At 46.1% G+C, this 13,359-nt stretch carries 10 protein-coding genes; 6 read left to right on the forward strand and 4 right to left on the reverse strand.

What is annotated here, in order from left to right; translation table 11 throughout:
* The first annotated feature begins 114 nt into the window (after positions 1 to 114).
* Together B4240_RS08880 and B4240_RS08885 are read left to right on the forward strand one after the other, a co-directional pair.
* Positions 115 to 552, forward strand: coding sequence for a YeeE/YedE family protein (locus B4240_RS08880; protein ID WP_296238477.1), 438 nt, complete (start codon positions 115 to 117; stop codon positions 550 to 552).
* Positions 553 to 623: 71 nt separating this feature from the next.
* Positions 624 to 1,055: a DUF6691 family protein gene (locus B4240_RS08885; protein WP_296238461.1), complete on the forward strand. Its 432-nt coding sequence runs from the start codon at positions 624 to 626 to the stop codon at positions 1,053 to 1,055.
* A gap of 86 nt (positions 1,056 to 1,141) precedes the next feature.
* Here B4240_RS08885 and B4240_RS08890 read toward each other — a convergent pair whose 3' ends face one another.
* Positions 1,142 to 2,806, reverse strand: coding sequence for an AMP-binding protein (locus B4240_RS08890; protein WP_296238463.1), 1,665 nt, complete (start codon positions 2,804 to 2,806; stop codon positions 1,142 to 1,144).
* Positions 2,807 to 3,171: 365 nt separating this feature from the next.
* Here B4240_RS08890 and B4240_RS08895 point away from each other — a divergent pair, with 365 nt between their 5' ends.
* A complete protein-coding gene (locus tag B4240_RS08895; RefSeq protein WP_296238465.1) occupies positions 3,172 to 5,307 on the forward strand; it encodes an NADPH-dependent 2,4-dienoyl-CoA reductase in 2,136 nt (711 codons plus the stop codon).
* A 67-nt stretch (positions 5,308 to 5,374) separates the two neighbouring features.
* On the opposite strand, the gene B4240_RS08900 is transcribed toward B4240_RS08895, so the two are convergent.
* A complete protein-coding gene (locus B4240_RS08900; protein ID WP_296238466.1) occupies positions 5,375 to 6,379 on the reverse strand; it encodes a lipoate--protein ligase in 1,005 nt (334 codons plus the stop codon).
* A gap of 216 nt (positions 6,380 to 6,595) precedes the next feature.
* On the reverse strand, positions 6,596 to 8,194 hold the full coding sequence (locus B4240_RS08905) for a GMC oxidoreductase (protein WP_296238468.1): 1,599 nt from the start codon (positions 8,192 to 8,194) through the stop codon (positions 6,596 to 6,598).
* 311 nt (positions 8,195 to 8,505) lie between these two features.
* Here B4240_RS08905 and trpB point away from each other — a divergent pair, with 311 nt between their 5' ends.
* Both trpB and B4240_RS08915 read left to right on the forward strand, forming a co-directional pair.
* On the forward strand, positions 8,506 to 9,732 hold the full coding sequence (gene trpB / locus B4240_RS08910) for a tryptophan synthase subunit beta (protein ID WP_296238470.1): 1,227 nt from the start codon (positions 8,506 to 8,508) through the stop codon (positions 9,730 to 9,732).
* A 96-nt stretch (positions 9,733 to 9,828) separates the two neighbouring features.
* Positions 9,829 to 10,725 (forward strand): DMT family transporter, encoded by an 897-nt coding sequence (locus B4240_RS08915; protein ID WP_296238472.1) that lies wholly within the window; start codon positions 9,829 to 9,831, stop codon positions 10,723 to 10,725.
* Between the two features lie 46 nt (positions 10,726 to 10,771).
* On the opposite strand, the gene B4240_RS08920 is transcribed toward B4240_RS08915, so the two are convergent.
* Positions 10,772 to 11,494, reverse strand: coding sequence for a hypothetical protein (locus B4240_RS08920; RefSeq protein ID WP_296238474.1), 723 nt, complete (start codon positions 11,492 to 11,494; stop codon positions 10,772 to 10,774).
* A 323-nt stretch (positions 11,495 to 11,817) separates the two neighbouring features.
* On the opposite strand from B4240_RS08920, the gene B4240_RS08925 reads away from it, so the two are divergent.
* The gene (locus B4240_RS08925; protein WP_296238475.1) at positions 11,818 to 13,221 is read left to right on the forward strand and encodes a hypothetical protein; all 1,404 of its coding nucleotides are present in this window, start codon (positions 11,818 to 11,820) and stop codon (positions 13,219 to 13,221) included.
* Positions 13,222 to 13,359: the final 138 nt, after the last annotated feature.

The following is a 13,359-nucleotide window of genomic DNA, read 5'->3' on the forward strand; positions in this document are numbered from 1 at the left end:
TTCAGTATTTTTTTACCTATTTATTATATTTTATTATATAATGTATTTATATAAATCGAATTATGATTTTAATGACGCTCTTGATTTTGATAAAAATTGATTTGGGTAAATATGATGAATATACAAATAGACTGGCAAGCTTTTACGCCGATTTCCTTAGTAGGCGGGCTGCTGCTAGGGGCATCGACCGTTATTTTATTGTTGGGCATTGGGCGTATTGCCGGTATCAGCGGTATCGTGTCAAGCGTGCTAAAACCCAAACACATAGAGATGTGGCAGGTGCTGTTTATCGCAGGCCTTATCTTCTCGCCCTTACTTTACAGTCTGGCTCGACCCTTGCCGGATATAGAAATCACCACGTCATTACCCTTGTTAATCGGCGCAGGGTTGCTCGTCGGTTTTGGCACGCGCCTAGGTTCAGGCTGTACCAGCGGCCATGGTATCTGCGGTAATGCGCGTTTGTCACCGCGTTCGATGGCGGCGACGATAACCTTTATGCTCTTTGGTATTGTGACGGTTTATCTTGGCCGCCATGTCTTGGGCTTGATTTAAAAGCTACATAGACGGCTTGTTGCAAAGACAGCGAACAATTTGGATTAACAAATGAAGTGCGAGAAACAAACATGCTAAAAAATATGATTGGATTAGTGGCAGGGTTATTATTCGGCTTGGGACTGCTGATAGCAGGGATGACCGACCCTGCTAAGTTACAAGGGTTTTTGGACGTCTTTGGCGCCTGGGATATCTCCTTGGCTTTGGTGATGGGCGGCGGTCTGTTAGTGGCCACCATCGGTGTACAGTTGGCCAAGCGGCAAAAAACCAGCTGGGCGGGCACTTTTATCTTATTGCCAAGTAAGACTGTGATTGATAAAAAGCTGCTGATCGGCGCGATGCTGTTTGGTATCGGATGGGGCTTGGTCGGTATCTGTCCAGGGCCTAGCATTGTGCTGTTAGGGACAGGACACTGGCAAGCGTATGTGTTTGCCGCTGCCATGCTGCTTGGTATGCTGATTTATCAGTGGTTTGAGCCAAAACTGAATGAGTCACTTGGCTAATAACAGGCTTTACGTTTCTAGTTCAAAAAACAGGGTCAGCCTAATAATTAGACTGGCCCTGTTTTAGGCAAGTTACTCAAAGGCTATTATTTAGCGCTAGCGGTGACTTTTGGCGTCTCGTGCGCCAATGATTTGGCCGCTTGACGCAGCTCAAATTTCTGCACTTTACCGGTACTGGTTTTGGGTATTTCAGCAAAGATAATGTATTTTGGAACTTTAAAACCCGCTAAATACTGCTTGCAATGTTCCATCACATGATCGCGCTGTAAGGTGCTGCCTGCATGGATTTCGATAAAGGCCACGGGCACTTCGCCCCACTTGTCGTGCGGTGCGGCAACGACGGCGCAGCTTTGGATTTCAGGCATTTTATATAGGACGTTTTCGACCTCGATACTCGAGATATTTTCACCGCCTGAGATGATGATGTCTTTGAGCCTATCCATGATTTTGATATAGCCATCAGGATATTTAACCCCCAAATCACCAGTGCGGAACCAACCATCAGCAAAGGCTTCTTCGGTCGCTTTACGACTTTTCAGATAACCTTTCATCACCATATTGCCGCGCAGTGCCAGCTCGCCCATCTCTTCACCATCGGCGGCAACCGGCTCAGTAGTGCCTTGTTTAAACAGCTCAAACCCCGTCATCAAATGTGAGGTTACGCCCTGACGTGATTTTTTCTGCGCGCGTCCAGCAACATCAAGCGCATCCCATTCTTCTTGCTCAGCGCAGACAGTGACGGGGCCATAAACTTCGGTCAAACCATAAACGTGCGAGATATGAAAGCCCATGGCTTCCATGGCAGCAAGCATGGTTTCAGATGGCGGCGCACCAGCGACCCAACCTTTAACCTCATGATTAATGGCTTCTTTATATTCAGCTTTGCCGCCCGCAATCATATTGTGTACCACGGGCGCTGAGCAGTAATGGCTGACTTTATATTTGGCAATTAGCTGCAAAATCAAATCCGCGACAATTTTACGCAGGCAAACGTTGACGCCCGCGCGCTCAGCAATGGTCCACGGAAAACACCAACCGTTGCAATGAAATAGTGGCAGTGTCCATAAATACGTCGGATGCTTGGGCATATCCCAATCTAAAATATTAGACACGGCATTGAGCGTCGCTCCGCGATGGTGATAAACCACGCCTTTGGGTTTGCCCGTGGTGCCAGAAGTGTAGTTGAGGGCAATGGCATCCCATTCATCGAGCGGTTTTTCCCAATTATCCAAACTGTCTGAGCTGCCAATGAGTTCTTCATAAGTCATTTGTCCAAAACGCTCGACATCAAACGCTTTATCGGTCGCATGAATCACGATGAGATTTGGAAAGGCTTCATCGATAATTTCAGCATGCTCAGCAAATTCGCTGTCTAAAATTAATACTTTGGCTTCTGAATGCTGCAAGCAAAAGGTAAGGGCGTTGATATCAAGGCGGGTATTAAGGGTGCAAAGTACGCCGCCTGACATCGGCACGCCAAAGGCTGCCTCGACCATTGCAGGCGTATTTGGCATCATGACCGCCACCGTGTCATTTTTATCGATGCCCAATTTGCGCAGACCATCTGCCAACTGGCGGCAGCGATCATACGTCTGCTGCCACGTTTGGGTGAGGTTATTGTGCTCTAAATCGTCATAAATGATGGCGGTTTTGTTAGGATAAACCTGCGCGCTACGGATGATGAAGTCAATAGGGGTAAGTGGTTGGTGGTTGGCAGCGTTTTTGCCAAGACCGGTATGAAAGTCTGTCATGTGGATAGTCCTTTATCGTATTGCTGGTATTCGATGATGCAGGTTAAGCGAAGCGGATGCTGTAGAAGCGATTGGTGCATAAATAGCTGTTGTATAAACAAGCTAGGTATTTAGCAACGCCCCCGCTATTATAGCCAATTGCCCCAAAAATTGGGCGGATTTTGTGGTGTTTACTTAACCAGATATCATAAACCCGATGCAAACATCGACCTATTTAGCATTGGCATTAATATGTGTTCACTCATCAGTCGCTTGTCCGCATAGCTGATGCTAATAGCGGTGTGATACGATAGCCTCAACGCTAAATCCCGTAGCCCTTCTGTTTTCAAAAAGTAATTTGATAAACCATTCATAAGGAAAATGATATGACCGCCAGCCGCCCTGCCAATACCATTGAGACCGCTAGCACCAACGAACACTACCCGCACTTATTTGAGCCACTCGATTTGGGCTTTACCACGCTGAAAAACCGCATGGTAATGGGCTCGATGCATACGGGGCTTGAAGACCGTTTTTATAATTACGGCAAACTGGCGGCGTATTTTGCAGAGCGTGCCAAAGGCGGCGTGGCGATGATGATTACGGGCGGCATTTCGCCCAATCGTGAAGGCTGGTTGCTCCCTGCGGGCGGCACCATGAATACAAAAATGGACGTCATTAACCATCAACGCGTCACCCGTGCCGCGCATAAATATGACAGCAAAATCATCATGCAAATCTTGCACAGTGGTCGCTATGGTTATCATCCGTTTGCGGTATCAGCAAGCCCGATTAAGTCACCAATCTCGCCATTTAAACCGCGCAAGATGAGCATCAAAAATATCGAGCAAACCGTCAAAGATTACGCGCGTTCTGCCAAACTCGCCAAACAAGCGGGTTATGATGGCGTGGAAATCATGGGCTCAGAAGGCTATTTGCTCAATCAATTTTTATCGCGGCACGTCAATAAACGTAACGATGAGTATGGCGGCGATATTCATAATCGCATGAAATTTGCGGTCGATGTGGTGAAGGCGGTACGCGAAGCAACGGGTGAAGATTTTATTATCCTGTTTCGCTTATCAGTGATTGATTTGGTTAAAGACGGTAACGTCATGGATGAAGTCATCACCGTCGCTAAAGCGCTAGAAGAAGCGGGCGTGACCATTATGAATACCGGTATCGGCTGGCATGAAGCGCGCGTACCGACCATCGTTACTAGCGTACCACGCGCGGCGTTTGTTGATTTTACCGCTGAGATTAAAAAACACATCAATATCCCAATGATGGCGGCCAACCGTATCAATATGCCAGAAACCGCGGAACAAATCCTCGCCAGCGGGCAAGCTGACATGATTCAGATGGCGCGTCCGTTCTTAGCCGATCCGCATTGGGTCAATAAAGCCAAAAATGGCCAGACAGATCGTATCAATACCTGTATCGCTTGTAACCAAGCCTGCTTGGATCATACCTTTGAAAATAAACGCTCGACTTGTTTGGTCAATCCACAAGCCTGCTATGAGACAGAACTGGTTTATAAGAAAACCAAAAAACCGAAAAAAGTCGCGGTCATCGGTGGCGGCGTTGCTGGCATGTCAGCCGCTCATGTTGCCGCGCTACGTGGTCATGACGTGACGTTGTTTGAAGCAAAAGATATCTTGGGCGGTCAGTTTAACTACGCTAAAGTTATCCCTGGTAAGGAAGAATTCTTTGAAACCATTCGCTACTATATCAATGAGCTTGAGTACTTAGGCGTTGAGATTAAACTCAATACCAAAGTTGATAAAGCCATGCTAGAAAATGCCAAATTCCATCATGTCATCGTTGCAACTGGCGTGGTGCCAAGAAGTCTAAAAGGCAAGCTAGAAGGCGCGGATTTACCACAAGTCATCAGCTATGCTGAACTGCTCTCTGGGGAGAAATCCGTCGGCGAAACCGTAGCGGTCATTGGTGCTGGCGGCATTGGTTTTGACGTCAGTGAATATCTAACCGCCAATCATGGTCAGCCATTAGATGAGCTAGGTCCTGAGACGCTAAAAGACCCAAGCTACCGCCCAGAGCCGCAATCTATCAGCGATTGGCGTGAAGAGTGGGGCGTGACCTCTGATACCGACTATCAGACAGATGGCGGTTTGATTAAACCTGAAGGCATTAAACCTGTACGTCAAGTGTACTTGATGCAGCGCAGCAAAGGTCGCTTAGGTAGTGGTCTCAATAAAACCTCGGGCTGGGTACATCGCGCGCACATCAAATCGCACGGCGTCATTCAAGTATCAGGCGCGCAGTATGAAAAAATCACCAACGAAGGTATATGGATTACCAATAATCAAGGTCAAAGCCAGCTACTTCGTGTCGATAGCGTTGTGGTCTGTGCTGGACAAGAGTCGGTCGTAGAGTTGATGCCAAATGTTGGTGATGCGCCAGATGCGCAGTATCATCTCATTGGCGGTGCAAAGCTCGCGGCTGAGCTGGATGCTAAACGTGCGATTCGTGATGGAGCTGAGGTTGCAGCAATTATTTAATCAGTGATTTAAAATAATAAATCTAGAGTGAAAAACGGTAGAAAAATATTTTCTGCCGTTTTTTCGTTTAACCCTCCATCTCCCTAACCAACCACGTAGACACGTCATCAATCTGCGCTGCAATGTCAGGATGCGCTTTACCCAATTCATCAAGCTTAGCTTTAATCTCATGCTTGTCATATTTGACATCAGTTAGTGTTTCTTTTAGCAGGTCAATTAATTCAACATTGAGCGCATCAGAGAATATAACCACATCGCGAATAACGGCTTGCTTGACATCAAGGTGCAAATCGATAATGCCCCAATCAAAGCGCGTCTCAATATGATGGCTAAATTCAGGCGTCTTACCAAAGCGCCAATCCCAATCCGCCATTTGCTGATAGTATTTGTTTAGCGCTGGCTGCTTGGCGAGACTGGCTTCGTCCAATTCTTCTACCGGAGCAGTATCGCCATAATAGTCACAAAATGCCTCGATAATTGCATCGGATAACATTTCGTGATTGATGTCTGCATTAAACTCAACCAAGTTTGCCACCCGTCCGCGCACCGATTTGATGCCTTTGGCCTTGAGCTTCAGCGGATGCGGATTAAGATAATCGCCGAGCTTTTGCATGTTGGCATTCACGAGCAATGTGCCGTGATGAAAGCTACGATCGGACGCATGTTTAAAGGCGCTTCCTGATATTTTTTTATCGCCGACTTGCATGTCATTTCGACCAGATAATTCCGCGTCGATACCGAGTTTTTTTAGCGCACTGATAATAATGGTAAAGTTTGCTTCTTGGTCGTAGTCGTCTTTGGGCGATAAAAAGGTAAAGTTGGTATTGCCCAAATCATGAAACACCGCGCCGCCGCCACTCTGCCGCCGCGCCAAAAACACCTCGTCGGCTTCCATCTTATCGATTTTGCATTCCACCCATGGGTTTTGCGAGCGCCCAATGACTACGGTCTCGCTATTGCGCCATAAAAATAGCGTGTGCGAGTCGGGATTGAGCGTATTAAATATCCAATCTTCGGTCGCAAGGTTAAACCAAGGGTTGGTAACGGCAGACTTTAAGATGCGCAGTTTCATTGAGTGTCCTTTTTGTGACTTATTTTTTTAAATAAATGATGATTGCCATTTTTACTGATGTTAGAAGTGAATTCAATGACAAAAAAGTGGTTTGAGATACAGCAGTCAAATTAGTGGAAAAAAGATGTCATAAAACGAACCGCCTAAACATGCGCAAATCTAAGTCAAAAAAACGCCCCTAAAGAGCGTTTTCTATTCAACCAATTCTCCAATAACCTACCCAAAATCTTTCTTTAAAATAGCCGCCATATTCCGCTCCGCAAGTCCGGTGATAAACACGTACGGATTGACGCCCGCGCTACCGGGGATTAACGCGCCATCTTGCACGTAGATGTTTTTATGCCCTTTGACGCGGCCAACTTCATCAGTCGCTTTGCCCAATACGCAGCCGCCAAGCGGGTGATAGCAGAAGTTATCGCCAAAGCCTTTGGTAAACAGTAAGCTTGATGTCGAGCCGCCATTGACTTTAGCAAGTTTTTCGATCAGCTCTTTGGCGGCATTTACCGAATACGCATTTTGCTCGCGTTTCCAGTTGAGTTTGACGGTTTTGGTGGCTTTATCATAGTAATAATTGCCGCGTTCTGGGTTGTCAGTGATAGCAAGGTATAGGGTGCTCCAGGTCTCAAGTCCTAGCGGCAATGGCGCAAGCTCGGCAAAGATTTTGTACTTTGAGCCATCTCTATCGCCGTCCCACATATTGATACCTTTGACCGGAATGGTCGATTGGGTGGTGCCAGCGGCGTGGACGAAATTGCGCCCCGTCATGATGTTGCCGTTTGGCCCCCAATGCTGGCCAATATGCTCGTTTAGCTTAGTAAGCTTGCCTTCCGCGTGGCTTTTAAGTAGCAGCTCTGAAGTTCCCGTACTGCCTGCGTTTAAAAACAGCTTATCGCAAGTATAATGTTCGATTTTATCAACGCCGCCCGTGGTATTTAGAACATAAACCTCTAATCTGAGATGGTCGTTATCGAGCGCTTGAATGCTATTGACTTTGCGTAAGGTTTTGACCGTGACATTACCCGTCGCTTCAGCGTCTTTTAGATAGGTTAAATCAAGTGAGAATTTGCCTGCGTTATTACCGTAGATGACTTCGCCGCCGAGTGCTGACTTGTACACTTCGCCGCGCGCCTCTTTTTGCATATAGTCAAAGTCGTAGCTGTTGCCAAAAAATTCGGTTTTCAGTCCTGCTCTCGACGCTTGGCGCTCAGCAGCGCGGGTAAATTCGTAATGCTCAGACTCATTAAAAAAAGTCTCGGGAATTTGGCTAACTTTTAATTCTCGCATGGCGCGCGGGAAGTAAATATCGTACATCTCATCGCTATCGATCCACGGAAACACGGCTTCAAAGTGCGCGCGTCTGGGAGCAATGGCAATGGCGCCATTAACGATAGAGCCGCCGCCATAAGCACGCCCTGCGAATACTTTCATCTCGTCGTATTCGATTAAATCTAAAACGCCCGGGTATTTCTTAATCGGGATAGGAATCGGAATGGGTGCATTTGGCCAATTGGTAAACCAGCTTGAGCGCTTATCGGCGCTTATCATTTTGCAAAAAGTATCGTGCTCGGGCGTTCTATCCCAGCGCATGCCCATCTCTAATATCAACACTTTATGGCCTTTTTCGCTTAGTCGCAGCGCCGATACCGCGCCGCCATAGCCACTACCAACGATGATATTAGGAAAGTGTCCCGCTTGGGTGATGGTACTTGGTAGTTTTGGCGGCTTGGCAAGCGTTTGGCAACCGCTCACCGCAGCGGAGGTGCCGATAGCGCCTAAGCTTAGACCCATGGCTTTAATTAATTGACGTCGTTGCATGGTTTTCCTGTTTCTATATCTTTAATAAACGAAGTAATGAACGAGAGTTTAGCAAAAAAAAGTGTCGTGATTATTTCTTTGTTGCGAGCCACACGATTTTAGTCAAATTAAAAAATCACGTTGTGCGAAGTAAGGCTTTCAAGTATTTAGTGCGCTCAAATTTATAAGGAGACTTGACCAAATAAGAAATATCCCTTACTATCTCGTTTCAATGTACTAGAACACAAATACATTTAATGATTTTTAAAATGCTAAAGAATTTGGCAAACACGACACTGTAAATATTTTATTTAAAATAATAAGGTTTAACTATGACAACGCAAAATACCGCCACTGGCTACGGTTTACATCAATCCATCTTACCTAATAGCGATGGGTTATATGGCGAATTTGGGGGCAAAATTGGCCATCCTGAGCTGGCCCGAGCCATGAGCGAGATTGAAACAGGCTTTCGTGACATCATCAAAGACGACGACTTTATCAAAGAGATGAAGCGCTTACGTGAGACCTATGTGGGTCGCCCAAGCCCTATTTATCATGCGCAGCGTTTGACCGAGCATTGCGGCGGCGCGCAGATTTATTTTAAGCGTGAGGATTTAAACCATACGGGCGCGCACAAGATTAATCACTGCTTGGGTGAGGTGTTATTAGCCAAAAAATTGGGCAAAACCAAAGTCATTGCCGAGACAGGCGCAGGGCAACATGGCGTGGCACTAGCAACAGCAGCAGCCTTGATGGGAATCGAATGTGAGATTCACATGGGCGTGGTTGATATCAAAAAAGAGCAGCCAAACGTCAGCCGCATGAAAATTTTGGGCGCCAATATCGTACCTGTCTCACGCGGCGCAGGGACGCTTAAAGAAGCGGTCGATAGTGCCTTTGAGACTTATTTGAATGAGCTTGATAGCAGTATGTTTGCGATTGGCTCGGCACTGGGACCGGCGCCCTATCCTGAAATAGTCAGCTACTTTCAGTCAGTAGTCGGGCATGAAGCGCGGGCGCAGTTCTTAGCGACGACGGGTAAGTTGCCGAATAAAGTGGTCGCTTGTGTCGGCGGCGGCTCCAATGCTATTGGCATGTTTAGCGGCTTTTTTGATGATGCCGAGGTAGAAAAAATCGGCGTCGAACCAGCGGGCGAAGGCTTAGACACGCCCAATCATGCGGCAACGATGTCTCTTGGCGTTAAAGGTGAGCTGCATGGTTTTAAATGCTACGTGCTGCTTGATGAAAGAGGCGAGCCTGCCCCCGTGCATTCGATTGCTTCGGGTCTTGATTACCCAGGCGTTGGGCCACAGCATTCGTATCTTAGAGATTTGGAGCTTGCCACTTATGAGTCGGCAACCGATGCAGAATGTTTAGATGCGTTTATGGCGCTATCCCGCCTTGAAGGTATTATTCCGGCTTTAGAGTCGGCACACGCCATTGCCTATGCGATGAGAATTGCCAAAGACATGTCAGCCGATGAGACGATTTTGGTCAATTTATCAGGGCGCGGCGATAAAGATATTGATTTTATTTTAGATAAGGTAAAGCTATAAAAAATCTGTGAGAAGAATAAAAAAACAACACCTATTTAGCGCTTAAAAAGTTATCATCGTGGTTTTTTTTAGTCTAACGCTTGATAGGATTCACCCATGTCCAACCGCGACCTCATCATTTTTATGACACTGTCCTTTATGTGGTCGCTGTCGTTTATTTTTTACCGTATCGGCGTGCCGGAATTTGGCTCGCTAGCGTTTGCCAGTTTGCGCGTGGTATTTGCTGGTTTGGTGATGCTGGTTTTTGTCTTAATCAGCCCAAAAAACAGGGAGGGTATACGCGATAACTGGAAAGTGCTCACGCTGGTGGGACTATTTTCTGCCGCCATCCCTTTTATGCTGTTTGCTTTTTCAGCGCGCTCGGTCAATGCTGGGGTGTTGGCGGTGCTTAATGCGTCTGTCCCGATGATGAGCGGCTTTATCGCCAGTACCTTTTTTAAAGACAGACTGTCAAAAAAACAAATTCTTGGTTTAATCATTGGCGTTATCGGCGTGATTATTTTGATGAGTGAAAGCTTATTTGGTAGTCAAAGTGCTTCTTCTGAGTCGTCATTATTACCAATGGGCTACGCCTTATTTGCCTGTGTCGGTTATGCGGTCGGCGCCAATATCACCCGCAACTATTTATACAACGTCTCGCCGGTGGCGATTACCGCAGGCTCGCTTATCATCGCCAGCATCATCATGCTACCGATAGCCGTCTATGAGTTTCCCTATCACAAAACCATCAGCTTCACCGCTTGGATGTCAGTGATTTGTATTGGCGTCTTTTCAACTGCCATCGCGCTGATTTTTATGAATCAACTCATTAAAAGTATCGGCCCGATGCGCGCGACCAGTATTACCTTAGTGATTCCAATTTTTGCCATTATTTTTGGCTATTTACTGCTTGGTGAAGCCTTAGACACGCCAGCGATTATCGGCTCGGTGGTGATATTATTTGGCACTTATCTGTCTTTAGAGTTGTCTATTAAAAAAATGCTGAAATCTTAACTTCGTTTATTTTAAACTGGTAAAAAGTATTTTTAATACACTGCTCTTACTTAGAACCTTCTACCATAATAAGTTGAATCGGAAAGGTAATAATGTCAAACGCCTTGGCAAATGGCATCAGCGCCTTTAGCCTTTTTTTCTCCGCCTCGGCTTTATCTGGCTGATAATGATAAAACTTTAGCGTGGTCGGTTGCGGCAAGCGATACTGCAAATTATCGATATTTTTCACCGCTGGTGCCACCGTCACAGGAAGGCGCCACAGATTTTTTGTGCAGCGTGTCATACTCCCCGCAAAGCCATCGTGACAAGTAAAATCAAACTTCTCAAGCTTAGCCGTTTCACCTGCGGCTAGCAGATGGGCCGGTTTTTCAAACCATAGCTTTAAGGCAATACAGCCTTGCTGTGACGTGCAGCCTTGCTCGCCTATTCTTATTCTAAAATATGGCGCATTAAATGCTGGCATCGGCTCAAAAGAAAAATAAGCCATATCCACTTGGTCTAAAATGTCAAGAAATTCGCCATCTCTCTTGGCGCTCTGTACCAAATAGCTGCCCTTTTCTCCGGCAAACACAATCGCATTATCAACGCCTTGAACAGGCGCGGCGGGCTTACCAACAGCAATAACCGTGTCGGTAAATTGCTCATCGGCAACCCATTTGGCATCCTCTTGTCGCATCAATTGATAATCGAGCTTTTCTGACGCAATACAGCCGCTTAAACCTAAAACCAGTGAGCCAGCTAAACACAGTCTAAAAAGTGATTTTGACATTCTATTTTTCTCTGCTTAAAGAATAAGTGGCAATTGAGAAAGGATGATTGTGTATGATATTAGATCAATTTTATAAAAATAAGTTGGTTAGTTTGTTAATTAAATATAAAGAAAATATTTATAGGTTTAGCAAAAAAATGTGCAAAGGTTAAGCCGTTCATTGACTGCTTTTGTTGAATGAAGTATAGAATGCCATAAAGTTGCTGCTGATATATTGACAAAGGTCGACATTCGCTATTTAATCTAGAGATTAAGGCCAGCTATAAAAAGTCTTTGTGGTTTTATGGCTTGGTGGTGTTTTTAACTGACAAAAGGATATTGTCATGAGCGCTCAGCTGTTTTTAGGACTTAATAAGTCTGCTATTCTTTCTTATTCTTCGCGCTATTTGCTTACTGTCGGTACTTTGACGGCGCTTAGCCTCGCTATTAGCTCAGCACACGCAGCTGGCATCGAATATAGTAAACAGTCGGTTGCGCCTTTTTTTGAGCCAGGCCATTACGCTGAATTGTCTTATGGTTATGTCAACCCAAAAATCGAAGGTACCGATGCTGCCGGTAATAAAATCGGCGATATGATGGACAGCTTTGATTTGCCCGGCGCGGCTATCAAAATCGCCCCGACCGCCAATACAGCACTGGCAGTGATTTACGAAAAACCCTTTGGCGTTGATACCGAATACCCAGCAGGGAATATTTTTAGCAATCGCATGGGCACCACCGAGGCGCGGGTAGAGACAAATGGTATCACGCTTTTAGGTGGCGGTAAGATTAGCAATAATGTGTGGCTATACGGTGGCCTTGAATACCAAACGCTAAAAGGCAATATCACGGGCGCGCAGCCAGTTGGTCTAACCACCGCTGTCTCTCAAGTGATTGATCAGGCAGGCGCGATTTTTGGTGTGCCGACCGCTGAGGCTTATTATGATTTGGTCAATAAACAAAATAATGGCACGATTAGCGCTGCGGAAGCGGAAGCGTTAGAGACAGTCAATGGTCTTGCCACACCAGTGGCAGAAGCACCAACCTATTATACGTTAGACTTTGAAAACGAAAATACGCTAGTGCCTGTTATTGGGATGGCGTATGAAAAGCCAGAGATTGCACTACGCGCCGCATTAACCTATCGCGCGCCTGCCAAATACCAAGTAACTGGGGTAGAAAACCTGCAAGTTATTTTGCCACTTATCGCTGGTGGTGATGGTGTGACACCGGGACCAGCGACCGACGAAGTGCCCTTACCGCTAGCGGGCAAGACCGAGGTTAAGATGCCGCAGTCGGTTAATTTAGACTTTCAAACGGGATTAAGTGAAAAGTATCAGTTGCTAGGTATGGTAAACGCGCGCTGGGTCGATTGGAGTAACTTTAATGTTGCCCCGCCTTTAGCGACATTTTCGACACAAGAACCACTAGCTGCTTATAAAAAAGACGGCTATGCGGTCGAGGTGGCCTTGGGTAAGCAGTTTAATCCAAAAGTCTCAGGCGAAGTACGCGTCGGCTATGACCATGGCACTGGTGCGCCGCTCAGTTTATTGGGTCCTTATGACTCTATCAAAAGTTTAGGACTCAGCGCGCAATATAAATTAACCGAGCAGCTAAGCGTTGCTGCAGGCGGTCAATATATGTGGTTTGAAGGTGGTCCGGTTGACACCGAAGTCGATGGTCGGGTTGCCAATATCGATGACGGGACGGGCTATGCACTTGGTATGAAATTGGGTTATCATTTTTAAAAATTGACTGAAATTATCAGTAGATAAGCATTATCAAAGAGAGTCAAAGCTACTATTTACCTAGAAAGCAATTACGTTATATAATACCAATCCCAACAATTAAAGTTGCGCCCAAGCACGAGCAGTTAAAGACCGAAT

Source organism: Psychrobacter sp. UBA5136 (assembly GCF_002414005.1).
Lineage (GTDB): Bacteria > Pseudomonadota > Gammaproteobacteria > Pseudomonadales > Moraxellaceae > Psychrobacter.